The 25844-nt window shown below is 72.6% G+C and carries 16 protein-coding genes; 10 read left to right on the top strand and 6 right to left on the bottom strand.

The genetic code is table 11. The features are described 5' to 3' along the window. Window positions 1–104: 104 nt before the first annotated feature. Together IE248_RS38280 and IE248_RS28515 are read left to right on the top strand one after the other, a co-directional pair. Entirely contained in the window at window positions 105–995 is an 891-nt protein-coding gene (locus IE248_RS38280) for a pirin family protein (protein WP_079196037.1), read from the top strand. A gap of 72 nt (window positions 996–1067) precedes the next feature. Next, on the top strand, window positions 1068–1739 hold the full coding sequence (locus IE248_RS28515) for a TetR/AcrR family transcriptional regulator (RefSeq protein ID WP_106433427.1): 672 nt from the start codon (window positions 1068–1070) through the stop codon (window positions 1737–1739). 45 nt (window positions 1740–1784) lie between these two features. Here the strand turns inward: IE248_RS28515 and IE248_RS37685 are convergent, their stop codons facing one another. Continuing rightward, window positions 1785–4478 (bottom strand): eCIS core domain-containing protein, encoded by a 2694-nt coding sequence (locus IE248_RS37685; protein ID WP_229895579.1) that lies wholly within the window; start codon window positions 4476–4478, stop codon window positions 1785–1787. A 390-nt stretch (window positions 4479–4868) separates the two neighbouring features. Between IE248_RS37685 and IE248_RS28505 the strand changes: the two genes are divergently transcribed. Then, on the top strand, window positions 4869–6365 hold the full coding sequence (locus IE248_RS28505; protein ID WP_037795016.1) for an FUSC family protein: 1497 nt from the start codon (window positions 4869–4871) through the stop codon (window positions 6363–6365). A gap of 16 nt (window positions 6366–6381) precedes the next feature. Here the strand turns inward: IE248_RS28505 and IE248_RS28500 are convergent, their stop codons facing one another. Next, window positions 6382–9063, bottom strand: coding sequence for an ABC transporter substrate-binding protein (locus IE248_RS28500; RefSeq protein ID WP_073796234.1), 2682 nt, complete (start codon window positions 9061–9063; stop codon window positions 6382–6384). Window positions 9064–9488: 425 nt separating this feature from the next. On the opposite strand from IE248_RS28500, the gene IE248_RS28495 reads away from it, so the two are divergent. Together IE248_RS28495 and IE248_RS28490 are read left to right on the top strand one after the other, a co-directional pair. Further along, window positions 9489–10637, top strand: a complete 1149-nt coding sequence (locus IE248_RS28495) for a nitric oxide synthase oxygenase (protein ID WP_008743432.1) — start codon at window positions 9489–9491, stop codon at window positions 10635–10637. 279 nt (window positions 10638–10916) lie between these two features. Next, entirely contained in the window at window positions 10917–11936 is a 1020-nt protein-coding gene (locus IE248_RS28490; protein ID WP_190032142.1) for a lactonase family protein, read from the top strand. A gap of 80 nt (window positions 11937–12016) precedes the next feature. Here the strand turns inward: IE248_RS28490 and IE248_RS28485 are convergent, their stop codons facing one another. The 3 genes from IE248_RS28485 to IE248_RS28475 form a co-directional block, all read right to left on the bottom strand. After that, window positions 12017–12931, bottom strand: a complete 915-nt coding sequence (locus IE248_RS28485; RefSeq protein ID WP_073780388.1) for a sirohydrochlorin chelatase — start codon at window positions 12929–12931, stop codon at window positions 12017–12019. Window positions 12932–13041: 110 nt separating this feature from the next. Beyond that, window positions 13042–13728: a uracil-DNA glycosylase gene (locus tag IE248_RS28480; protein ID WP_073796233.1), complete on the bottom strand. Its 687-nt coding sequence runs from the start codon at window positions 13726–13728 to the stop codon at window positions 13042–13044. Between the two features lie 11 nt (window positions 13729–13739). After that, on the bottom strand, window positions 13740–14843 hold the full coding sequence (locus IE248_RS28475) for a WD40/YVTN/BNR-like repeat-containing protein (protein WP_190032088.1): 1104 nt from the start codon (window positions 14841–14843) through the stop codon (window positions 13740–13742). Between the two features lie 220 nt (window positions 14844–15063). Here IE248_RS28475 and IE248_RS28470 point away from each other — a divergent pair, with 220 nt between their 5' ends. The 5 genes from IE248_RS28470 (at window position 15064) to IE248_RS28450 (ending at window position 24305) form a co-directional block, all read left to right on the top strand. Next, a complete protein-coding gene (locus tag IE248_RS28470) occupies window positions 15064–16479 on the top strand; it encodes a wax ester/triacylglycerol synthase domain-containing protein (RefSeq protein WP_190032087.1) in 1416 nt (471 codons plus the stop codon). An 82-nt stretch (window positions 16480–16561) separates the two neighbouring features. Then, window positions 16562–17707: an NADH:flavin oxidoreductase/NADH oxidase gene (locus IE248_RS28465; RefSeq protein WP_190032086.1), complete on the top strand. Its 1146-nt coding sequence runs from the start codon at window positions 16562–16564 to the stop codon at window positions 17705–17707. A 52-nt stretch (window positions 17708–17759) separates the two neighbouring features. Then, entirely contained in the window at window positions 17760–18107 is a 348-nt protein-coding gene (locus IE248_RS28460; protein WP_190032085.1) for an ArsR/SmtB family transcription factor, read from the top strand. A gap of 683 nt (window positions 18108–18790) precedes the next feature. Beyond that, on the top strand, window positions 18791–23962 hold the full coding sequence (locus tag IE248_RS28455; RefSeq protein ID WP_190032141.1) for a DUF6531 domain-containing protein: 5172 nt from the start codon (window positions 18791–18793) through the stop codon (window positions 23960–23962). Window positions 23963–24092: 130 nt separating this feature from the next. Beyond that, complete coding sequence (locus IE248_RS28450) at window positions 24093–24305, top strand: hypothetical protein (protein WP_100583154.1); 213 nt, start codon at window positions 24093–24095, stop codon at window positions 24303–24305. A 170-nt stretch (window positions 24306–24475) separates the two neighbouring features. On the opposite strand, the gene IE248_RS28445 is transcribed toward IE248_RS28450, so the two are convergent. Then, the gene (locus IE248_RS28445; protein WP_190032084.1) at window positions 24476–25834 is read right to left on the bottom strand and encodes an FAD-dependent oxidoreductase; all 1359 of its coding nucleotides are present in this window, start codon (window positions 25832–25834) and stop codon (window positions 24476–24478) included. Window positions 25835–25844: the final 10 nt, after the last annotated feature.

Raw genomic sequence — 25844 nt, 5'->3', positions numbered from 1 at the left:
CGTATGACCTGAAATCCGGACAACTGGCCGACACGCCGAGGGCGTTCATCCAACTGAACCGTTCAGTCTTGACAGTGAACTGATCGGTATAGTTCAGTGGGGACATGGACACCACCGCAGTCACCGCCCCGGACGCCGCCCTGCGTTCCACCGCCCGCGTCGTCGCCCCCTTCCACACCCTGGAGGGCGAGGGCTTCCCGGTCCGCCGCCCCTTCCCGCAGGCCGAACTCCCCTTCGTCGACCCGTTCCTGATGGTCGACCAGGTCGGCCCGCACGTCCTCGGACCCGGCGAGGCCAAGGGCGCTCCGCCGCACCCCCACCGCGGTTTCGAGACGATCCAGTACGTCATCGAGGGCGCCATGGAGGACATCGACTCCGAGGGCCACAAGCGGGTCATGAACCCCGGCGAGGTCCAGTGGCTCACCGCGGGCTCGGGGCTCGTCCACCTCGCCCGCCCCACCCCCGAACTGCTCACGCAGGGCGGGCCGCAGCACCTCCTCCAGATCTGGGTGAACCTCCCCGCCCGCCTCAAGGGCACGCCGCCGCGGGTCCAGTACGGCTCGCCCGCCGACATCCCCACGGTCGCCACCGGCGAGGGCGCCGAGCTCACCGTGATCACCGGCTCCACCCACGGGGTGACCGGCCCCTTCGCCACCCACACCCCCGTGCTCGTCGTGCACGCCCGCCTCGCGGCCGGCGGCCGCGCCGAGTTCACCGTCCCGGCCGGTCACAACGCCATGCTGTACGTCCTGTCCGGCACCGCCGCCACCCCCGACGGCGCGCTCCCGAACGGCCACCTCGCCATCCTCGGCCAGGACGGCGACCGGTTCGCCGTGTCCGCCCCGGAGGCGGCCGCCGAGGTCCTGGTCCTGGCCGGTGAACCGATCGGCGAACCCGTCGCCCGCAGCGGGCCGTTCGTCATGAACACCGACGCGGAGCTGCACCAGGCGCAGCTCGACTACCAGCGGGGTCTGATGGGCCGCATCGAGGTGTGACCGAACGGTTCAGTTCATATACTGAGAGACCCCCCCCGCCAGCGCAGCAGATCCGAAGGACACCGCCCCCGCATGGACGCCGAGACGATGAACGCCACGGACGAGTACGGCATCCCGATCATCCCGGGGCCCTCCGACTCCGCCCAGCGCAAGCGGCAGGCCATCATCGACGCGGCCCTCGCGGAATTCCTCACCGAGGGCTACTCGGCGGCCTCGATGGACGCCATCACCCAGCGCTCGGGGGTCTCGAAGGCGACGATCTACAAGCACTTCGGCAACAAGGAACGGCTCTTCCTCGCCGTCGTCGGGGGCGTCCTGCCCCAGACGTACGCGGGCCTCCAGTGCTGCGGCTCCACCATCGCCCAGGCCCCGGACCTGCGGGCCGCGCTGATCAGCTTCACCACCGACTGGACCAGGCTGGTGCTGCGCCCCGACATCATGTCGCTGCGCCGCCTGGTCATCGGCGAGATCGACCGCTTCCCCCAGCTCGGCCAGCTCTGGTACCGGGTCACGTACGACATGAACAACGGCCCGCTCACCGAGGCGTTCACGGAACTCGACGCGCGCGGGACGCTGGAGGTCCCCGACCCCGCGCTCGCCGTGCAGCAGCTCGTCGCGGCCACCCTCGGGGTGCTCCAGCTGGTGCACACCTTCTCGACCGACACCGAGGTCGACGAGGCCGAGCTCTCCCGGGTCATCACCTCCGGCGTGGACCTCTTCCTGGCCCGCTACGCCACCGCGTGACCCGGACCGGGCCCGCCGGGCCCGCCGCGCCCCTCCGGGCGGGCCTCAGAGCGCCGGAACGACCTGGCCGTTCCGGATGACGAAGACCTTTCCCTTGTTGTAGGGCACGGTGTTCTGCTCAAGTTTCAATATCTCCTCAAGGGTGAGGCGGCGGCCCAGTGTGCGCTGGTGCTTGCTGACGACGGAATGCCATTGGTTGTGGGTGACGTTTTCCATCAGCACCAGATTGCTGAGGTCGTTGGGATATCTCCCGGGTATCTGGTGTGCGAATTCCAGAGGGACGATGTGATGGACCTGGTACGTCCCTCCGGGCTGGTGTCCGTTCCCCCGAGTGGCGCGTTTCCACCAGGCCCTCGCATCCGTGCGCAGCCTGTCCTTCATCGCGCCGGTCAGCGGCTGCTGCTCGAAGAGGTGTTCCACGATCATGGACCGTTCCGCGAGGGTCAGCGGGTCGGTAAAGGGGGCGGCGGGGGCAGCGCGCTTGAACCTGACGGCTCGCGCCTCTGCCCTCTTCGCGGCGAGCTCCGCCTTCGTCGCGGCCGAGACCGGCTTCTTGCCCGGCCCCGTGGTCCCCTTCGGGGAGACCGGCTTCACGGGCGCCGGGGCGCCCTTCGGCGGGGGGACCACCTTGAGCGTCGCGGGCTTCTTGGGCGGCGGCGTCTTGGCGGCCGTGGTCGGGGTGTGCGCGGGAGGCGGGGCGTTGACCGCGATCTTCTGCTCGACCTGCTGCTCGACCTGCTGTGCGGCCTGTTCCTCGGCATGCTCCTCGGTGGCCCGGGCCGCCGGCTGGACCCCGCTCTGCGGATGCGGCTCCGGGGCCTGCGGCCGCGCGGTGGGATCGGCGGCCTTGGGGGAGGGCTCCTTCACCGTCTCGCCCTTGCGCAGCGGAACGTCGTTGTCGTTCACCGCGCCGCCCCCGGGCCTGGACCGCCCGCGCTTCGGCGCCGCCGACGGCTTCGCGTGCGGCGTGCCCGCCTTGCCCGGACCCGGGAGCCCGGGCACCGCCTTCGGGGCGAGCTTCGGCGCCGTCGACTCCGCCGCGCGGAGCGCCGCCGCCTCCAGCCGGGTCGCCCTGCCGACGACCTTGCCCAAGAAGTTCCGCAGCCGCGTCATCAGCGCGCGGAACGGCCCGAGGATCCTGCCCAGGCCCTTCAGCGTGCTGAGCGCCCCTTCGACGAGGGCGCCGATCGCGTTCTCCACGGCCGTGATGGCCTTGCCGATCTCGGCGAGCGCCTCCGCCCCCCGGGCGAGGACCGGGCAGACGCGCCCGATCTCGCCCGCGATCCTGGTGACGGCATTGCCGACGCCCTCCGTGAACACGGCGATGAGCAGGTTGCCGACGGCGGAGCCGACCGCCTCCCCCACGTCGTACCCCAAGCGCTCCGGGTGCGTGTGGAAGACGGCCTGCCGCGCCCGGGTCGCCTTGGAGGTGACGGCGCTGGCCACACCGGCCTTCTCGGCCTCGGTGTGCTGCGTCAGGATCTGCTTCGCCGTCTCGGGCGCGGCCGGCTTGTCCCCGTCCTTCTCGGAGATCGCCGCGACGACGCGCCGGGCTCCGGTGCGGCCGGCCTCTCCCGCCTTGCGCACCGCCACGTCCTGGAGGCCGCCGAAGAAGAAGAGGTCCTCCGGGTGCTCCTTGATGGTCTCGATCAGCGATGCGGCCAGGTGGTACTTGAAGTCCTCGTACGCCCCGACCAGCCCAGTGACCTCGTCGATCAGGTCGATCTCGCCCTTCAGGACACCGGTCGCGAGCTTCCCGCCGAACGCCTGGAGCTGTTCGAGCAGGACGCCGATGCCCAGGAGGTCGGTGAGCGGGCTCACGAGGCCCGCTGCCGCGCCGGCGTAGTACGCGGCGATCATCTTCTCCTGGTTGCCGCTCTTGGCCAGGTCCATGGCGCCGGCGTGGATGTCGGCCCTCGACTTCGGATCCTGGATCTGGCGGTCCAGCTCCGCGAAGAAACCGATCACGGCCGCCTTCAGCATCTGCTGCTGCAAGCCGGAACCGACCGCCACCCCCGCGAGCTCGTCGACCAGCAGGTCGCCCCAGAAGCCGAGGGAATCCTGCTTCTCCGGCGCCGTCCGCTCCTGGGTCTGCTCCCCGGCCGCCACCCGGGCCACGCCGACCGCGGACCCCTCCAGGACCGGCGCGGGGGCCGTGCCGCGCGCCCCGGCGGCGCTCGCGGCGGCGGCCGCCCGCTCCGTACGGTCCGTCCCCGCGGGCGCCGGTCCGCCGCGCGCCTGCTGGACCGTGTGCGCCAGCTCGTGGGCGATCAGGGCGCGGCCGCCCGGGTCGCCGGGGCGGTACTCGCCCGCCGCGAAGACGACGTCCTGGTCCACCGTGAAGGCCCTGGCCCGCAGCGCGTTCGCCGACTCCGCCGCGGCGGTGGAGGTGTGGAGCCGCACCGCGGACAGATCGGCGCCCAGACGGGATTCCATTTCCGCCCGCAGGGGAGGGGCGAGCTCCTGCCCCCCGGCGCTCCGGGCCTCCTCGCGCAGATACGCGCCCACGGCGCGGTTGCCCGCGCCGGACGCCATCAGCCGGGCCAGCCCGGGCGGAGCCCCGACGGCTCCCGGTTCGCGTTCCGGTTCGGATCCCGGTCCGGGTTCCCGCCCCCGCCCCCGGTCCCGCTCCCACGCGCGCCCCCTCGACCGGGGCTGCGCCTTCGACGGCGTCCGAGGGGCCCGCCCGCCGCGGTGGGCGCCGCCGCGGACCTGCGACTGTCGTACGCGCTCGGCCATGGGCCTCACCCCGCTCGCGCGGAGATCCGGTAAGGGGACGGGGCTGGGAGATTGATCATTTTCAGTCTAGGTTGCCCCCCTGTGCCCTGCAATCCACGCATAGGCCCGATCCCGCGCCCCCGGGCTGGTCCGTTGGCCGCGACCGGCCGAAGCTCGCCCTCCCGAGCTGTACCAATGGCACAGTCCAGCGCCGCACGGTTGAGCCAGTGGGCCGTACATGTTTATCTGTGGCGTATCCATGTACTTACGGCGCCGCGCAGCGCCGGGCGGCAACGAGGCCGGACCGGAGCGCGGCGCCTTCGCCGTGCCCGTTCGCCGCCCACCACCCCCGGGCGGTCGCCGGGCCGGCGCGCACCACTGCAAGGGGGGCGGCACACCGCCGTGAAGAGAATGTTCGTGGCTCCGGATCCGGGGCTGATGCGACTGAGGAACTCCAGCCGGGCGGTGATCGGCGTCGCTCTCGCCGTCGTCGTGGCCGAGCTCTGCGGGCTCTCCCTCACCGCCTCCATCACCGGAGGCCTGGCGGCCCTGCTCGCCCTCTTCACCGTGCTCGACTCCACCGTGCGCGCCCAGCGCCTGACCACCGCCCTGCTGCCCGCCGCCGGGTTCCCCGTCCTCGCGCTGGCCACCGCCCTGCACGACCTGCCGCTCGTCCGTGACGCCGCGTTCCTCGCCGTCGTCTTCGCCGGGGTCTACGCCCGCCGCTGGGGGCCGCGCGGACACGCGCTCGGGATCTTCGGCTTCATGATGTTCTTCGTCACCCAGTTCCTCCACGCCCGCACCGGCCAGCTGCCCGAGCTGTACGCCGCCGTCGGCCTCGCCCTCCTCTCGGCCGGCGCCGCCCGGTTCGTCCTGTGGCCCATCGAGCGCCGCACCCCGCCGCCCGCCGCCCCGCCCGGCCTGCCCGGCACCGGCCTGGCCCGGCCCACCACCCGGCAGGCCTTCCAGGCCACCGCCGCCTGCGGCTTCGCCCTCACCATCGGCCAGGCCCTCTCCGACGACCGCTGGTACTGGGCCGTCGGCACCGCCTGGTGGATCTTCGTCAACACCACCTCCCGGGGCGAGACCCTGGTGCGCGGCTTCCGCCGGGTCCTCGGCACCGTCATCGGCATCGCCGCCGGCCTGCTGATCGCCGTACCGCTGCACGGCGCCCCCGCACCCACCGCAGCGCTGGTCGCCGTATGCGTCTTCGGCATCTTCTACACCGCCGCGCCCTCGTACTCCTGGATGATGTTCTTCGTCACTGTCATGGCCGGACTGCTCTACGGACTCCTCGGCGTCCTGCACCCCGGCCTGCTTCTCCTGCGCTTCCAGGAGACCGCGATCGGCGCGCTCGGCGCCGCGCTCGCCGTCGTGATCGTGCTCCCGGTGACCACCCACGCCGCCAACGACGCCTGGATCCAGCGCGCGCTGCACTGCGTACGGGCCTCCACCGCCGCCACCCTCGACCGCCTCGCCGGCGACCCGGACGCCGATCCGGCCCCGCACGCCGCCGAGCTCGAACTGCTGCTGGGCCGCGTGCGCATGGCCCTCGCCCCCCTCGTCCACCCGCTGAGCCCGCTGCGCGCCCGCAAGGCCCGGGCCCGCCAGGTGCTGGCCCTGCTCGACGACTGCGCCCGCGAGGTACGCGGCCTGGTGGCCGTCGCCGCCGACCCCCAGGCCTCGCACGACGCCCGCCTCGCCGCCGCCTGCTGGCGCGTGCAGGCGGCCGTCGAGGCGCTCACCGCCCCGCACGGCGCCGCCGAACTCACCGCCCCGGCCGCGCCCCGCCCGGCGGCCGCCGCCGAGTCCGCCCTCGCGCACCTGCACGGGCTGGAACACGCCCTGGTGGCCCTCGCGACCCCGCTGCGCACCCACCCGAGGGCTCCGCTGATCCCCGCCGCCTGACCGGCGGGGACCGCCGCTACGGGCAGGCCCGGGTCCTGCCGGGCTGCCCCCACGACTTGCCCATCGCCGAGTTCGGCGGCTGGTCGGGCAGGTTGCCGCAGGCCATCCAGGTCGTCACGCTCTTGTCGAGGTGCGACTCCAGGATGTAGACGGCGGCGCTCGGCGGGTACTTGTTGCGGCTGTTCAGGGTCAGCAGCCCGGAGGCACCCGAGAGGTTCTGGATGCCGGGGTTCGAGAGCCGCGCGTACACGTCCGTCGCCTGGAACGGCGCGCTGCTGTTCGTCCCCGTCCGGTACTGGGCGTAGACCGCGTTGATCGCCTCCGAGGCCACCTGCAGCGCGTCGTAGGCCCCCGCCGCGTTGCCCTCGGGCACCGAACCGTCCTTGAAGACGTCCCGGAACCGGGCGGTGAATTCCGAGTACGGACTGTCCGCCGTCTCCTTTCCGTTGGAATTGTTGTACATCACGTAGAACGGCCTCAGCAGGGAATGCCTGCGCAGCATGTCCTCGGGATCCTGGAGGTATTTGGCCGCGGTGCTCTCGGAGAGGACGGCCACCTTCCGCCCGTCCTGCCTGCGGCACTCGGAAGCCGCCTGGAGGGCGTCGAAGAGCTCGGGCATCTCGCCCGAGCGGCCGGCGTAGAGGATGAATCCGTTCGACCGCGCGACTTCGGCGCAGATGTCCCGCGCCACGGACGAGGTGATCTGTCCGCTGCGGTTCTCGTAATAGGGCACGGTGACCACCGGTCCGCCCTTGTAGTGCTTGGTGTACTTCTCCGCCAGGTCGGAGCTGAAGAACTCGTCGTCCGGGTCGTAGACCACCACGGCGGTCCTCTCGCCCTCCTTGGCCGTCGTCAGCTCGCCGATCTCCCCCGAGTGCGCGGTGAACTCGGCCATCACCTGGGCGACGCGGTCGTTCGAGGGGGACACCTGGAAGTAATAGGAGGACGACCGCTCGTCCACCATCTTGCTCCCCGACACGGAATTGCCGATCACGGGAATGCTCGCCGCCGAGATCTCCGCCACCGCCGCGAAGGAAGCGGGCCGGCTCTGGGTGATGCCGATGACCGCGGCTATCTTCTCGCTGTCCTTCCGCCGGATGATCTCCGCCGCCACATCGGGCCCCTGGGCGTTCTGCGATCCGTACGCGAAGTACTTCCCCGGGTTGGCGAGCAGCAGCCGGATCTGGACGACGTCCCCCTCGCGGCCGTTGATCTGTTTCTGGGCGGCCAGGGCGCCCCGCAGCGACTGCAGGCTGACGGGGGTGGAATCGCCGGGATCCGCGGTGAGGGGGGCGAAGAAGACCACCGTCCGGTACGGCCGGCCGCTGCCCATGGCGTCGTCGTTCTGCTTCGCGGCGACCGCTTCCAGGGCGAGCAGTTCGTCGTCCCGGCCCGCGATGGCGAGGTGGCACTCCCGGCCGTCGGTGACGCCGACGGTCTCGCCCGAACCGACCTTGTGGCAGGACGGCGGCAGCTCGGGTTCCTGGCGCCAGAGGGAGATCCCGGTGGCGACCAGCGCGAGCACCAGGAGGGGGGTCGCCACGGCCCGCACGTAGGCCCCGCGGCCGCTGGTCCGCACGGTGACCTTGGGCTTGGTCTGCACCCAGCTCCTGGCCGGACCGTCGTCGTCGTTCGGGGACAGGTCGACGAGGTAGACGGCGGACGCGGCGGGCCGGGCGTACAGCGCGCGCACCTGATTGGCGGTGCCGTTCGGGTCGCCGGGGTCCGGGGCGAGCGGCTGCGCGTAGGAGGGCGGCTGACCGGACACGCCCCCCAGGACCATGAGCGGGGCGGGAGGCTCGTTGCGGGCGATGTCCGCGTAGGTGTCGAGCAGCCGGCGGATCGGTGTGCCCTCCTCGCCGATGTCCGGCAGGAGCAGGACGAAGGACCAGCGGCGGCGGGCCCGGTAGACCCAGAAGCGCGACGGCGTCACGGCTTTGGACAGGTCGCCCAGCAGCGCCATGAACAGCATGCGCTGGATCAGGTCGGGGCTGTGCCGGGAGTTCCCCCAGGTGGTGATGGACAGCGCCATGCGGAGGAAGTTCGCGCCGTCGGGGTGCCGGCTGCCGACCCAGCGCAGGGTGCGGCGTCTCCTGAGCCACAGGCCGTAGAGCGAGCGGGGCACCCGGACGCCCAGGAACTGGATGACCCCGGCCCACAGGCTGGCGACCGGAGCGTCCGGGGCGTTGCCGGCCAGCTGCGCGAGCGCGTCCAGCCCGCCCCGCCGCAGGAGGAGCGTGCGGTAGAGCTCGTCGCGCAGCTGCCGCACCCCGGCGTCGGGCGCGACGACGTCGACGGTCGCGTTCAGCGCGGCGCGGCAGGTGTCGTAGCGCGGCAGCCGGATCCGGCCCGCGCCGGGAGGCATCGAGACGAGTTGCCCGGCGATCGCGTCCAGCACGGCGACGTGCGGCTCGACCACCGCGCGGGCCGGCCCGCCGTGCGCCGCGTCCTGCGGCGTGAACTCGCCCTCCTCCAGCAGCGCGTGCGGGACCAGCCGGACCTTCGGGTCGCGCCCCGCGAGGTACAGGCGCTTCTCGTAGTCCAGGATGACGGTCCGTGCCGTCGATTCCCGGACGGTGCCGTCCGGCGCGGGATCCCGCTTCAGCAGCATGACGGGTAACCGGCGCTTCTTGCCCCGGTTCCCCGCGAACGTGTCGAAGCAGTCGATGAGATGGTGGATCTTCTGTGGAAGCGGCATGTGCACGCTGCTCCTCTGCGCGTCACGGCGGCCGATGCGAGGTCCGGCGTCCCTGGGACAACACCGCCGGGAGGCCGATCGCGGCAAGGAGGAACCACGCCCCGGCGGCCGCGAACGACCGCCTGCCCCCCGACGGCAGTGAGGTGCGTCACGCTAGCGGTGCGGGCCGTGTTCCCGCCGGGGAATGCACTGCCTTTGGTATATCGGATATGCCTACGGGCATATGCGTACGTGAACTGCGACGGATGCTACGCCGCGTCAGCTCTCTTCCGCAGGCCGATGCACGAAGACCGCCCGGAGGTGTTGTTCCCTCCCGCGCCCCCTCACGCCGCTGACCTGCCGCCTGTACAACGGGGCATTGTTCGCAGCACATTCGTCCGGCGCGTACAGGGTGGATCTGGCAGGACAGGGGGTAACGGCCCGGAATGGAAATTCTGCAACGGCGTTCCACCACCGCTCAGGTGTGGGGAGCGGCCGAGGAGTTCATCCGGCTCTTCCATCGGGAAACTCCGGGAGCCGGCGACCCGCGTACCCGGCTCGCCGCCGTACGGGCCGAGCTCGCGGAGTCGGGAACCTATCGGCACACTCCGCAGGAGCTGGTCCACGGTGCCCGGGTGGCATGGCGCAACAGCAACCGCTGCATAGGCCGGCTCTACTGGAACTCGCTGCGCGTGCGCGACCGGCGCGGCCTCACCGATTCCGACGCGATCGCCGCCGAGTGCTTCGAGCACCTGCGCGAGGCGACCAACGGCGGCCGGGTCCGCCCCACGATCACCGTCTTCGCCCCGGACACCCCGCAGAGCCCCGGCCCGCTGATCTGGAGCGAGCAGCTGGTCCGCTACGCGGGCTACGGCGACCACCACTCCGTCACCGTGGGCGACGCCCGCAACGCGCCCCTCACCGAGGCCCTCCTCCGGCTCGGCTGGTCCGGCGGCGCGGGCACCCCCTTCGACCTGCTCCCGCTGGTGGTCCAGGGCGTCGACGACAAGCCCCGCTGGTTCGACACCCCCGCCGACGCGGTCCTGGAGGTGCCGATCAGGCACCCCGACGGGGACGGCGGCGGCGACGGCTGGGCCGACTGGGGGCTGCGCTGGCACGCCGTGCCCGCCATCTCCAACATGTGCCTGGAGATCGGCGGCATCCACTATCCGGCCGCCCCCTTCAACGGCTGGTACATGGGCACCGAGATAGGGGCCCGCAACCTCGCCGACGCCGACCGGTACAACCTCCTCCCGGCCGTCGGCCGCCGTCTCGGCCTGGACACCTCCAGCGACCGCTCGCTGTGGAAGGACCGGGCGCTGGTCGAGCTCAACCGCGCCGTGCTGCACTCCTTCGACCGGGCCGAGGTCACCATCGCCGACCACCACACCGAGTCCCGGCGGTTCCTGACCCACCTGGAGCGCGAGGAGCGCCGGGGGCGTGACGTGGGCGCGGACTGGTCGTGGATCGTGCCGCCGATCTCCGGCTCCGCCACCCCGGTCTTCCACCGCACCTACGAGGACCGGCAGGTCTCCCCGGCGTACGTGCACCACCCCGGCGCGCAGGACCGGGCCCAGGGACGGGACTTGGTCTAGACCTTCTGTTACCGTCGGCCCCGGACGGATCCGGAACGGCTGGGAGGGGCTTCCGTGGACGACGCGGACAGGGCGGCGGAGGGTACGCGCGGCGACGCGGCCGGCGCGGGCGGCGGCTCGGGCGGTGCGGCTGGCGGTTCGGGCGGCGCGGCCGGTGGCTCAGGCGGTTCGGGCGGCGCGGGCCGTGGCTCGGGCGGTTCGGGCGGCGCGGGCCGTGGCTCGGGCGGTGCGGTCGGCGGTGCGGCCGACGCGGCCCGGGGCGGCGAACGCCGGGCCTACATCGGCTCCTTCACCTCGGGCGGCGGCCGCGGGATCACCACCGCGGCCGTGGATCCGGCCACCGGGGCACTGACCCCGCTCACCGCCACCAGCGCCCTCCCGGACCCCTCGTACCTCGCCCTCGATCACGCCGCCGGGGTGCTCTACGCCGTCAGCGAGACCGAGGAGGGCGCCGTCGGTGCCTTCCGCGCCACCCGGGACGGCCTCGCCGCCCTCGGCTCCGCCGTCCGCGTCGGCGGCTCCGGCCCCACCCACCTCAGCCTGGCCGGGCGCCGGCTGTTCACCGCCAACTACACCTCGGGCAGCGTCAGCGTCCTCCCGCTCGCCGCCGACGGCTCCGTCGGCGGGCCCGCCTCGGTCCTCGGCCACCGCGGCTCCGGCCTCGACGCCGACCGGCAGGCGGGCCCGCACGCGCACCAGGTCCTGCCCGCCCCCGGCGGCCGCTGGGTGCTCAGCGTGGACCTCGGCACCGACTCGGTACGGATCTGCGCGCCCGACCCCGAGGGCGGCCCGCTCCGGGTCCACGCCGAGACCGCGCTGCGCGCCGGGACCGGCCCCCGGCACCTCGCCTTCCACCCCGGCGGCCGGGTGGTCTACGTACTGCACGAGCTGGAGCCGCAGCTGACCGTCTGCCGCTGGGATCCGGCGGACGGGCAGCTGGAACCGGTCTCGGAGGTCCCGGTGGCCCCAGCGGGCGCCCAGGGGGCGGCGCGGGCCTACCCCTCGGCGGTGGTCGCCTCGCCCGACGGGCGCTTCGTCTGGGCCGCCGTCCGCGGCGCCGACGTCATCCTCACCCTCTCCCTCGCCGACGGAGCCGAGAAGCCGCAGCTCACCGGCACGGTGCCCTGCGGCGGCCGGTGGCCGCGCGATCTCGCCGCCGACCCTTCGGGGCGTCGGCTGTACGCGGCCAACGAGCACTCCGGGGACGTCACCTGGTTCGAGGTCGACCCGCTGACCGGGCGGCCGCGCCGGGCCGGCTCGGTGGCCGTGCCCGCCGCCACCTGCGTGGTCTTCGGCTGACCCGGCCACCCCGTACGTACGAGGGCCCGCGCTCCGGATCTCCGGAGCACGGGCCCTCGTACGGACGCGGTGGTGAGCGGTCAGTGCGCGGCGGCGCCCTGGCTGAGGCCGAGGGCCGCGGAGTACTGGGCGACGGCCAGCTTGCCGAGCGCCGGGTACGCGCCCAGCACCTCGGCGGCGACGCAGTCGCCCTCCTTGCAGGCGGTGTCCAGCAGCCCCTCGGCGGCCTCCGGGCCGATCAGGTGCGGGGCCAGCGCGAGCTGCGTGGAGCCCTCCAGGCGCAGCTGCTCGGCGACCGCGGCCACCGAGCCCTCCTGGTCCAGCGCGGCCGCCTTCACCGGCACCGCGAGGCGGGCGGCCAGCAGCATGCCGGTGACGGCGGCGGCCTGCACGGCCTCCTCGCCACCGGTGGTGGCGACGATGATGCCGTCGGCGGCGGTGGTCACGGAGAAGAGGCGCGCGCGGTCGGCGCGGGCCTGGCCGGCCTCGGACAGCCGCACGTGCAGGCCCTCGGCGAGCAGCGGGTGCGGGCCGAGGACGTCGGCCAGCTCGGCGGCGGCCGAGGAGTCCATCAGCGCCTGGCGGAAGCGGCGCAGCAGATCGGCGTCCGGGCCGGCGAGCAGCGGGACGACGACGGCGTCGGGGCCGGTCGGCGCGGGCACCTCGTGCCCGGCGGCGCGGGCGTACTCCGCGCGCTCGGCGCGCTCGCGCGCGACGGCGTCAAGGACACCGGACAGCGACGGGAACTCGGACCCCTCGGCACCCTCCAGGAAGCCGAGGCGGGCGTCCAGGCCGGGCAGCTCGGAGCGGCCGATGCTGATGATCTCTTCCGCCAGCCCACGCGAGGCGGCCGAGGGGGCACCGGGCACGGCGAGCACCAGCGCGGGCGCGCCCTCGGGCGCCACCGCGGGCTCGGGCCGGCGGTGCCGTCCGGTCTGGCGGGGTCGCGGCATTCGTACGGGCAGGCCATTTGCGGGCCCAGTGGGGGAGCTCATGGCGCCGCATGCTACTGGTTTATCGGAACCGGGTGTTCGGGCAGGGCCACCTCCGGCGGCATCTGTCCGTATTTATCCGAAGAATGTCGTACACGGTTCAACTTGATCGTTCAGAGGGTGTTCGGCAGACGCCAGTCGACCGGCTGAGCTCCCTGACGTACCAGCAGGTCATTGACCTTGCTGAAGGGCCGCGACCCGAAGAAGCCGTTGTCCGCGGACATGGGGGAGGGGTGGACGGACTCCACCGCGGGCAACTCGCCCAGCAATGGCCGCAGATTGCGGGCCTCCCGGCCCCACAGCACCGACACCAGCGGTTTCCCGCGCGCGGCCAGCGCCCGGATCGCCTGCTCGGTGACGGCCTCCCAGCCCTTGCCGCGATGGGCGTTGGGCTTGCGCGGGGCCGTGGTGAGCGAGCGGTTCAGCAGGAGCACGCCCTGCCGGGTCCACGGGGTCAGGTCGCCGTTCGCCGGGCGGCCCGTGCCGAGATCGGCGTGCAGCTCGCGGAAGATGTTGTCCAGGCTCGGCGGCCACGGACTGACCTCGGGCGCCACCGAGAAGGACAGGCCCATCGCGTGCCCCGGTGTGGGGTACGGGTCCTGCCCGACGATCAGCACCCGCACCTCGTCGAAGGGCTGCTGGAAGGCGCGCAGGACGTTCGCCCCGGCCGGTACGTAGGTTCTCCCCGCCGCGATCTCGGCGCGCAGGAAGTCGCCCATGGCGGCGATCTGCCCCGCCACCGGCTCAAGAGCACGGGCCCAGCCCGGCTCGACGATCTCGTTCAACGGTCGTGCTGCCACGGTGAGTCACTCTACTGGCCGATCCCCGCGGGCAGTACCGCGGCCCGGACGCACAGCACGTCCGGCAGGTGCTCCGCCAGCAGCCGCCAGCTGTCCCCGTCGTCCTCGCTCGCGTACAGCTCGCCGTTGCGGTTGCCGAAGTAGATCCCCGCCGGGTCCGCGTCGTCCGTGCACAGGGCGTCCCGCAGCACCGTGCCGTAGTGGTCCCCGGCCGGCAGGCCCCGCGACAGCGGCTCCCAGCTGGCACCCGCGTCCCGGGTGCGGAAGACCCGGCAGCGGTGCCCGGCCGGGACCCGGTCGGAGTCTGCGTTGAGCGGGAACACGTACGCGGTGTCCGGCCGGTGCGGGTGCGCGGCCACGGCGAAGCCGAAGTCGGAGGGCAGGCCGGCACCGATGTCGGTCCACTCGCCGCCCGCGTCGTCGCTGCGGTAGACGCCCCAGTGGTTCTGGAGGTACAGCCGCCCGCCGTCCCCGGCGTCCTGGGCGATCTTGTGCACGCACTGGCCGAACTCGGGATCCGGATCCGGCAGGAACACCGCCGAGACCCCGTGGTTGGACGGAGCCCAGCTTGCCCCGCCGTCCCGGGTCCGGAACACCCCGGCGGTGGACACCGCCACCGTCACCGCGTCGGGGTCGCCGGGCTGGGTGATCACGGTGTGCAGGCCCTCACCGCCACCGCCCGGCACCCAGCCCCCACGGGTCGGGTGCTCCCACAGCGGCCGGACCAGCTCGAAGGACTCGCCCCGGTCCGTCGAGCGGAACAGCGCGGCCGGCTCCGTCCCCGCGTAGACCACGTCCGGGGCCTCCGGGCCGGCCGGGTGCAGCTGCCAGACCCGCTCCAGCGAGGCCCCGGTGTCCTTCGGGAACCGCACGGCCGGCGCGGCGGGCTCCCGCCAGGTCGCCCCGAGGTCGTCCGAGCTGAAGACGGAGGGCCCCCAGTGGGCGCTGTCCCCGCCGACCAGGAGCCGGGGCGCCGGCCCCCGGGTGTCGATCGCGACCGCGGAGACGGCCTGGGCGTTGAAATGGGGCCCGTCGAACTTCCACGGACCGCCGCCCTCGCGGCGGCCGATGAAAAGCCCTTTGCGGGTTCCCGCGAGCAGGAGCACCTCGGTCATGACCGGCACCTCCGGACGGCGTTGTCCTTCACGGCAGCTTTCAGCCAGTCTGCACCGCCCCGCCGACAGCGGCCCGGAAGCCGCCCGCTGCGTGGGCGAGGAACGATCGTGGGAGGTCCGAAAGGGTCGACCACGTGTCGACTCCGCCCGGGTTACTTGCTCGTAGGAGGCCGAAAAGGATTGACTTCCGGCCTCTGCCGCCGCACGCGAGAGGCACTCCGTGTCCCCCGAGCACCTGTCCCCGCTCGACCTCGCCTTCTGGCGGATCGAATCCGCCGCGCACCCCATGCACCTCGGCGCCCTCGCCGTCCTCAGCGCCGACGGACCGGACGCGGCCGCCCGGGCCGCCGCGCTGCTCGCCGAGCGCTGCGCCGGCCTGCCGGGCCTGCGGCGCCGCATCCACGACGTCCTGCTCCCCGTCGGCGCGGCCGCCTGGTCCCCCGACCCGGACTTCGACCCGGCCCGGCACGTCTTCCTGACCGACGCCGCTGCCGCGGGCGCGCATACCGGGGGCGGCGCCGCCGGGACCGGCGCCGGAGCCGCGGGCGCGGGTGCGGTCGATCCGCGGGCGGCAGCCGGGCCGCTGATGGCGCGGCCGCTGGACCGGACCCGGCCGCCCTGGGAGGCGCACGTGCTGGCCGGTCCCGGCCCGGACTCCTTCGCGGTGCTGTTCAAGTTCCACCACGCCCTCGCCGACGGCCTCGGCGCCCTGGCCCTCGCCGCCGGCCTCTTCGACCGGCAGCCCCCCTTCGCGCCGGGCCCCGCCGTACGGGGCCCCGCGCGCCCGGTGCCCGCCCCCCGCGGCCCCGGCGCCGCCCTGCGCCGGCTGCCCGGGGTGTTCGCCTCCCGCGTCCACGACCTCGGCCAGGCCCTGGAGATCGGCGCCGCCGTGGCCCGCGCCGGGCTGCCCCTCGGGGTCCCGGACGCGCTCGTCGCCGCCGAGCCCGGGCCCGGGGCCGGCGCGGGCAGCCGTAGCGTCGCGGGCCTCGCCCTCGACCTCGACGAGGTCAACCTGATCCGCAAGGCCGCCGGCGGCACCGTCAACGACGTCCTGATCGCCCTGGTCGCGGGCGCCCTGCGGCGCTGGCTCGCCGAGCGCGGCGACCCCCTGCCCCGCGGTGCGGGGCCGCGCGCGCTGATACCGGTCTCCCGCCGCAGACCCGGAGCCGCCCCCGGCGCCGGCAACCGGCTCTCCGGCTACCTGCTCCGGCTCCCGCTCGCCGAGGGCGACCCGCTGCGCCGGCTGTACGCCGTACGGGCCGGCATGGACCGCAACAAGGAGGCCGGGCCCGCCCGCGGCGCCGGGGCCGTCGCCCTGCTCGCCGACCACGTCCATCCGCTCGGGCACCGCCTCGGCGGTCCGCTCGTCGCGCAGGCCGCCCGGCTGCTCTACGACATCCTCGTCACCAGCGTCCCGCTGCCCGGCCTGACCTTCACCCTCGGCGGCAGCACGGTGCGCGAGGTCTACCCGCTCGCGCCGCTGGCCCGGGGGCAGTCCCTGGCCATCGCGGTCTCCACGTACAAGGGCACCGTCCACTACGGGCTGGTCGCGGACGCGGCCGCCGTGCCGGACCTGGCCGCGCTGGCCGGGGCGCTGCGGGCCGAGCTGGACGCGTTTGTACGAGAGGTCTCGTAGTACGAGGAAACTCGTAGTACGGTGGCTCTCGTACTGAGCCGCCGATTCCCGGCGCGCGTCCGGTGACATCTGGAGACCCCTGATGAGTGCTGCCCCCGTAGCCCCCGCGGCCGCCGTGGCCCCCGCGGCTCCCGCCGCCCCCGCTGCCTCCGCCGCCCTGTTCGCCCCGTACGCCCTGCGTTCGGTGACCATCCCGAACCGGGTCTGGATGGCCCCGATGTGCCAGTACAGCGCCGAGGCCTTCGGCCCGAACGCGGGCGTCGCCCACGAGTGGCACTTCGCGCACTACGCCGCCCGCGCCGTCGGTGGCACCGGGCTGATCATCCAGGAGGCCACCGCCGTCTCCCCGGAGGGCCGGATCTCCCCGTACGACCTCGGCATCTGGAACGACACCCAGGTCGAGGCGCTGCGCCGGATCACCTCCTTCGTCAAGGCGCAGGGCGCCGTCGCGGGGATCCAGCTCGGACACTCCGGCCGCAAGGGATCCACCGACCGGACCTGGAAGGGCGGTGGCGTCGTCGGCCCCGAGGCGCACGGCTGGCTCCCGAGCGCGCCGAGCCCGCTCCCCTTCGCGGAGGGCGACCCGGTTCCGCACGAGCTGACGATCGATCAGATTCACGAGGTGACCGGGCAGTTCGCGGAAGCCGCGCGCCGGGCGCTGGACGCCGGCTACGAGGTCGTGGAGATCCACGGCGCCCACGGCTACCTCATCGGGGAGTTCCTCTCCCCGCACAGCAACAAGCGCACCGACGCGTACGGCGGCTCCTTCGAGAACCGCACCCGCTTCGCCCTCGAAGTCGTCGACGCCGTACGGGCGGTGTGGCCGCAGGAACTCCCGCTGTTCTTCCGGATCTCCGCCACCGACTGGCTGGAAGAGGCCGGCTGGACCGCCGACGAGACCGTCCGGCTCGCCGGGCTGCTCCTGGAACACGGCGTGGACCTGCTCGACGTCTCCACCGGCGGCCTCGCCCCGGGCGTGCGGATCCCCGTCGGCCCCGGCTATCAGGTGCCCTTCGCGGCCCGCGTCAAGGCGGAGACCGGCCTGCCGGTGGCCGCCGTCGGCCTGATCACCGACCCGGAGCAGGCCGAGAAGATCCTGGCCGACGGCGAGGCGGACGCGGTCCTGCTGGGCCGCGAGCTGCTCCGCGACCCGTACTGGGCTCGGCGGGCGGCCGCCGAGCTGGGCGGGGAGGTCCGGCAGCCGAGCCCGTACCACCGGTCCTGGTAGCCAGGGCTCTCGTACGATGGGAGCCGGTGAAGCGAACGAGTGGAGCAGGGACATGACGGAACGTGACACGGCCCGCACCCTTCCCCACCCGGAGCTCGCCCGGATCCGGCTGGACGCAGTGCTGCACGCCCTCTCCGACCCGATGCGGCTGTCCATCGTCCGGGACCTGGCGGCCTCGGAGGCGGAGCTGGCGTGCTCGCACTTCGTGCTCCCCGTGACGAAGTCGACCACCACGCACCACTTCCGCGTCCTGCGCGAGAGCGGCGTCCTGCGCCAGACCTACCGGGGCACGGCCAAAATGAACACCCTGCGCCGCCAAGACCTGGAAGCCCTCTTCCCGGGCCTCCTGACCAGCATCCTGACCGCCGCCGAAGCCGAAGCCACCCGCCTGTCCGAATAGCCCGCGCCCCGGCCGACGGTGTCCGAGGCGCCGCCGTATCCTCCGGCCGACTCGGCGTGCCAGATCACCGGCGGCCGGCCCAGCCGGGTCATGCGCCTCACCGTGCGCCATCGCACGGGCCGCCGCGGCGTTACGGTCGCCGTTCACGCTCGGGCCCGCAGCAGCTCGGCAGCGCGCTGGTTCAGGGCGTCGGCTCCGGGGACCCCGCGCCGCCCATGAAGTCCACGGAGCGGGCCCACAGGGGCGGCCTCGCGACCCAGGCTGCCTCTGCCCAGTCCTCCACCGGCAATGGTGCGTTCACGTGCACCGGTCCGCTCGCATGGTCGCGTCCACGCCAACTTTGATCACCTGACTGCCCCCGCCCACCCTCGTGACCAGGCGCTTCCCCTCTCATCACTTCAGCCTTGCCGCAGCAATCCAGCCGCATTCCGTACAGCGCTTTACCACGGACGCTTTGCGGATCAACATCACCGGGTCTCTACTCACTGCTGCCTCACAGGTGATCCATCATGCGCACACAAGCGCGAAGACTCGGCACGGCCTTCCTGGCCTTCATGCTCCTTGCGATACCGGCTGCCGCCCCGTCCTGGGCTGCTCCCCGGGACCGGCCGGGCGGCGCCGCAGCGGGCGTCGCCCAGGTCAAGGCCCGCACGGCCAAGGACCTGCCCGATCCACCCAGGGCGATGACGCTGGCCGAGCGCCGCAAACAGGTCGCGAAGGACCGGCACGAACTGTCGCCCATGCGGGGCTACATGAACGCGCCGGAGCTGAAAGCCAAGGGCACGCCTCACGGTCGGCCGGACACGGAGCGCATCAAGCGTGGCCCCGCCGTCGAGACGGGCGCGGCCGCGCAGCGCCTCGCCGCCGCGCCGGGGAACCCGGTTTCGGTGTCGGCCTGGGCGACCGCGTACCCCGGCATGCTGTCCATCGGCGGACAGGTGAAGCTGCCGCAGCGGGGATCGATGTACACCGGGATGTGGCTGTACGTCATGGACGAGGCGGGCTCCCCCGTCGTCCAGCAGGAGATCAAGAAGTCCACCGACGACCCCAGCGGGGACACCCCGGACACCGGTGCCTGGTGCTACGACTGGTGGTCGAGCAATTCATACCCCACCGACCAGTGCTTCTGGTGGGCTGGCAGTGAACTGGGCGGAATCCTGGCGGACGGCAAGAAGTACCACGCCTGGGTCTTCCTGAACAACGCCGACGGCTCAAGCCCGGGTGGCACCACCTCGCCGCTGGTGGAGGCGTTCTACACGCCCGGCATCCCCGGCGCGGCGGCAGGCATCTGCACCTGCTACGCCCAGGCCCACCGCGCCGACCCGGTCAACACGGCGACCGGCATGTTCTACGAGCAACTCACCGACGCCGCTCTGACGGGCCCCGGTGTACCGCTGACCCTGGAGCGCACCTATCGGTCGGACTCGACCGCCACCGGTCTGCTGGGGCGCGGCTGGGCGACGCCGTTCGACGCGCGGCTGACCCTTGCGACGGGGAAGGCGACGTACCGGACGGGAGACGGGGCGTCGTTCGTGTTCACGCAGGCGAGCGACGGCACATACACCGCCCCGGCGGGCACGACGGCCAAGCTGGTCAAGGGGACGAATACGTACACGGTCACCACGCCGGACCACACCGTGCGGACCTTCGACAGCGCAGGTCTGCTGACCTCTGTGGTCGGCGCCGCGGGCAAGGGCCTGAGCCTGACGTACGCGTCCGGCAAGCTCGCCTCCGTCAAGGACGCCGCCGGCCGCACCACTTCCGTCACACCCGGTGCCGACGGACTCCTGTCCAAGGTGAGCCTGCCGGACGGCACGTCGGTCTCGTACGGCTACACCGACGGTCTGCTGACCTCGGTCGCCGACCCGGCCGGCAGGACGTCCTCGTATACGTACGACACGAACAAGCGGCTGTCGTCCTACACCGACCCGGCGGCCGGCAAGGTCAGCAACGCCTACGACAGCACGGGTCGCATCAAGTCCCAGACCGACCAGAACGGCAAGACCACCACGTTCACCTGGGACGGCAAGAGCGAGTCGCACACCACCGCGCCCGACGGCGGCGTATGGACCGACGTCTACGCCAGCAACGTCCTGATGAAGACGATCGACCCGTATGGCAAGAGCATCACCTACGACTACGACCGTCAACTGCGCCCCGCCGCCATCACCGACCAGCGCGGCAACACCACGGCCATGACGTACGACACCGCGGGCCGGATGCTCACCCGCACCGCACCGGCCGCGCTCGGCTACAAGGAGAGCTGGGGCTATGACACCGCGGGCAACCTCACCAGCCACACCGACGGCCGCGGCAACAAGACGACGTACGCGTACACCGCGAACCGGCTGACGTCGGCGACGGACCCGACGGGTGGCAAGACCGTCTACACGTACACCGCGCTCGGCTCGCTGGAGACCATGACGAGCCCGCGCGGCAAGGTCACCACATACGGGTACGACGCCGCTGGCAACCGGACGTCGGTCACCACGCCGCTGGGCGAGAAGGCGACGTTCACGTACGACAAGGCGGGCCGCGTCCTGACCAGGACGGACCCGCGCGGGAACGTCTCCGGTGCCGACCCGGCCGCGTACACCACGAAGTACACCTACGACGGCCGTGGTCTGCTGAGCTCGGCCACGGACGCCCTGGGCCGTACGACGACCTACGAGTACAACGGCGCCGAGCAGCTGACATCGGTGCGCAATCCTGCGGGCGACACCGCCACGCTCGGCTACGACGACGCGGGGAACCTGACCCGGACCACCGACCAGGCGGGCAAGTCCCTCACCCGCACATACGACGCGAGCGGACGGCTCGCTTCCGAGACCGATGCGGCCGACGGCCGAACCACCTACATGTACGACAAGGTCGGACGGCTGCTCAGCAGCGTCTCGCCGCGCGGTAACGTCTCAGGCGCCAACCCGGCCGCCTACACCACGTCCTACGTGTACGACGCGGCCGGCAACCTCACCGAGACCACCGGTCCCACCGGCGCGAAAACGAAGACGACCTACGACGCGATCAACCGGCCGCTCGTGGCCACCGACCCGCTGGGCCACTCCACCGGCTACACCTACGACGCCAACAACAACGTCACCAAGACCACCGACGCCGCGGGCAAGACGACCACCGCCGTCTACGACAAGAACAGCCGCCTCAGCAGCAGCACCGACCAACTGAGCAAGACCACGACCTACGCCTACGACACCGACGGCAACCTGCTCAGCCGTACCTCCCCGCTCGGTCACAAGTCGAGCTGGACCTACGACGGCGACGGCCGCCGAGCCACCGCGGTCGATCCGCGCGGCAACGGCACCGGCGCCGACCCCGCCCAGTACACGACAACGTATGGCTACGACCCGGCGGGCAACCCCACCAAGGTCACCGACCCGCTCGGCGGCGTGACCACCACCGCCTACGACGCCCTCGGCAAGGTCGTCGGACGCAAGGACGCTGATGGGCGCACCACCTCCTACGGCTACGACGACCTGGACCAGCTGACCAAGGTCACCGCCCCCGACGGCGCGGTCACCGCCTACCGTCACGACAAGCTCGGCAACCTCACCGAGCGCACCGACGCCAACGGCCACGTCACCGCATACGGCTACGACGCGGTACACCGCCTCACTTCGGTCACGGACCCGCTGGGACGGAAGACGACCTACGCGTACGACGCCGAGGGCAACGTCACCGGGAAAGCCACGCCCCGTGGCACCACCACGCACACGTACGACCCGCGCGGTCTGCTCACCAAGATCGACTACTCGGACGCCACCCCCGACGCGACCTTCGGCTACGACGACGCCGGGCAGTTGACGGCCCGCGCGAACTCCAAGATCTCCGAGGACTTCGTCTACGACGCGGTCGGCAATCTCACCAAGACGCGTGGCTTCGCCTACACCTATGACGCCGCCGGGCAGATGCTCACCCGCAAGTACTCCGACGGCAACACGATCACGTACACGTACGACGCCGACGGCCGCACCGGGACGATGGCGGCCGACGGCAAGACCACCACGTACACCTGGGACCCGGCGGGCAACCTGCGCACGTCGGCCCTACCCAACACCGAGACCGAGGAACGCACATACGACCGGGCGGGCCGGGTCACCGCGGTGACCGCCACCAAGGCGGGCGCTACGGTCACGAAGACGGCGCTGACACTGTCCGCGGCGGGTCTGCCCTCGCGCGTCGACGTCACCCGGGCCGGCGTCGGCACCGGCGGCTACGACCTCACCTATGACGCGGCCAACCGGCTCACCTCCGGCTGCGCGCCGCAGCCCTGGGTCACCGGCTGCGCCGCCGGCCGCACCACGTCCTACACCTACGACAAGGTCGGCAACCGGCTGACCTCCACCCTGGGCACCGCCTCGACCAGCTACGCCTACGACGCGGCCGACCAGCTCACCTCGACCACCACCGGCACCACGACCACCGCCTACGCCCACGACGCCGAGGGCAACCGGACCGAGGCCGGCGCCGACACCTACACCTACGACCTGGCCGGACAGATCTCCGCAGCCACCGTCGGCGGCAGCAACTACAGCTACGACCACGACGCCAGCGGCAACCAGGTCACTACCCTCAAGGACGGCGCGGTCACCAACCGCACCCAGTGGGACCCCAACGCGCCGCTACCGATCCTGGCCACCGAGTACGACAGCGCCTGGGCGGTGAAGCAGTCCTACCGCTACGACCCGCTCGGCCAGCCCACCGCCACCAAGACCGGCGCCGGGGCGCTTTTCTACTACCACCACGACACCCAGGGCTCCCCGGTCGACGTCACGGGCAGCACCGGCACCCTCCACCAGCGCTGGGCCTACGACTCGTTCGGCACCCGCGTCCTGAACACCACCACCAGCGGCGCGCCCGCGAGCACTCCGTCGTACACCGGCGCCCGCTACGAGACCACCACCGGCCATCTCGACCTGCACGCCCGCCAGTACGACACCGCCACCGGTCGCTTCACGCGGTCCGATCCGGCCGCCCGGGACCTGTCGACGCCGCACGTCTCCGCATACGCCTACGCCGACAACGTGCCCAGCGTGCTCACCGACCCCAGCGGTCTGACCCCCGACGACCCGAACAACGACCGGGTCGACAGCCTCGGCGAAGCCCTCGGTATCTTCGGCGACGCCTTCGTCGACGTCGCCAAGTCACCCTTCGTGTTCCTCGGGGACTTGGAGGACGCGTTCACCGGTGAGAACGGCGGCGCGGGCGCGTTCGTCGACAAGTACCTCCCCGTCCGCCCCGCCTACCGGCTCTACCGTGCCGAGTACATGCTCCGGCAGCAGGGCTGCGACGCGCTCGCCGATCTGTACGCGGAGACCGCCGACGAACTGGCCCAGCAGTTGGTTCTCACCGGAGTCGGCGGGCTGACCGGGTGGCGGCGGACCGCGATGGCCACGGAGCGGGAGCTGCAGTCCGGCGGTTCATCCTTCCGGCGGCCGCGCAGCGAGATGGACTTCGAGCTGGAATGGGCGGACCACGCCTATGACGCGATCCGCGCGGACGCCCAGCTCGACCGGGTGGCGCAGACCGCGGCGTCGCACGGCTATTCCGCGGCCGACATCAATCAGATCTACAACCACCTGTACATCGAATCGCATCAGCTCGACGCGGGAATGCTGCGATTCGACGCCAATCCGCGTATCGCCAGGGCCTGGGAACGCCTCCAGAACGGAAATCCGCATCCCAGTGATTTCGATCTGCTCGCGCATGAACTGTACGAGTCGAACTGGATGCGTCAGCACGGCGACCAGAACTATCGCCGCGCCCATCAGGCGACCCTGGACGCCGGCCACACCTGGGACGAGCATGCGCCCGCGGCGGACGGTATAGGATTCCGGTGATCAAATCCCTGGCGCGAGCGAACTGGTGGAAATCCCTGTGACAGCATCACTGACGTGTAGGAAGGTCCTTTCTCTCGGAGCGGGATCCGTCTACGCCTGGGAAACCGCAGAAGGTGTCACCGGGAACATCATGATCGACCCTGAGGGGTCGATCGCTCGCCCCTGCACGCTGGAGGGAATCGCCATCGGCGACATGCTCCTCGATAAAAACGTCGGGAATGTGGAAAATCCCGACCCGGACCCGAAACTCCGCCGTGCTTTCCTGATCGCGGCATCAGCGATCTTCCAGGAAGGGGAGCGGCAGGGGCGACTGCCTGACAAGATCACGCGTACCTACTGGTAGGCGCCACGTCACCACCCGAGAGGCCGCGCTCTCCCTGAGCCCGGCCTCTCGGCATTCCACTGAGGGATGTGCTTCGGCTCATGAGAGCGGTGTGGCGGCCCATGTGGCTGACCCGGTAACGACCCCAACTGGCAAGCCACCCACCGACTGCCCAACGCGCGTGACGGCGGTCAGGGCGGGGTGGGGTGGGCGGCGGTGAGGAGGCCCGGCCAGTCGGGGATCTTGACCGAGCGGCGGCCCAGGGAGCGGCCCAGGGCGGCCTCGGCCGACTCGATCGCCAGCCAGCCCGGCCATTCCACCGGGTGCAGGCCCGCCGCGCGCAGGGCGGGCAGCGGGTCCTCGGGCAGGTCGCGGCGGGCCAGTACGCCCGCGTCCTGGAGCAGCGAGGACGCCGTCTCCTTCGCGCACGGGCGGTTGGTGCCGATCACCCCGGTCGGGCCGCGTTTGATCCAGCCCGCCACGTACTCGCCGACCGAGGCGCGGCCCTCGCGCAGCACCCGGCCCGCCGCGTGCGGGACCGTCGCCGTCACCGGGTCGAACGGCAGGCCGGGCAGCGGCACGCCCTGGTAGCCCACCGAGCGCAGCACCAGCTCCGCCGGGATGTCCTCGTACCCGCCCGTGCCCGTCACCGCGCCCCGCTCGTCCGGAGCCGTCCGCTCGAAGCGCACCCCGCTGACCCCGCCGTCCGGGCCGCCCAGCACCTCCACCGGGCGCAGGAAGAACCGCAGACGGATGCGCCGGTCGGCCTCGGCCGGCGGGCTCGCGGCCCAGCCCCGCAGGGCCTCCACATTGCGCCGGTTCACGGCGGGCAGGGCCGCGCCCGGGTCCGCGTACGCCGGGTCCAGGGCCAGTTCCGTCTCCTCCACGCGGATGCCGACGCCCGGCAGCGTGCCCAGCTCGCGCAGCTCCTTGGTGGTGAACTTGCCCTGGGAGGGCCCCCTGCGCGCCACCATGTGCAGCTCGCGCACCCCGCTGGCGCCCAGCGCCCCCAGCGCCGCCTGCGGCATGTCGGTGGGGGCGAGTTCCGCCGCGCCCCGCGCGAGCATCCGCGTCACGTCCACCGCGACGTTCCCCGCCCCGATCACGACCGCCGAACGCACCCCGGTCAGGTCGAAGGCGCCGGGGTCCGTGTCCGGGTGGCCGCTGTACCAGGACACGAACGCCGTCGCGGAGTGGACCCCGGCCCGGTCCTCGCCGGGGATCCCGAGCAGCCGGTCCCGCGCCGCCCCGACGCAGTACACCACCGCGTGGTAGAGCTCCAGCAGCCGCGCGGTGGGCAGGAGTTCCCCGCCGACCTCGACGTTGCCGAGGAAGCGGATCCGCTCGTCCTCCAGGACCGTGCGCAGGCTGCCCTGGAGCGACTTGATCTTCTCGTGGTCGGGGGCCACCCCGTACCGCACGAGCCCGTACGGTGCCGGCAGCCGGTCCAGTACGTCGACCCGCACCCCCGGCACCTCGCGCTGCTGCGTCAGGGTCTGCGCGGCATAGACCCCGCTGGGGCCCGAACCGACGACGGCGACACGAAGCACGGCGGAGCTC

It is taken from the genome of Streptomyces goshikiensis (genome assembly GCF_014650555.1).
In the GTDB taxonomy this organism is placed as follows: domain Bacteria; phylum Actinomycetota; class Actinomycetes; order Streptomycetales; family Streptomycetaceae; genus Streptomyces; species Streptomyces goshikiensis.
This window is presented reverse-complemented; position numbering and strand designations above follow the sequence as displayed.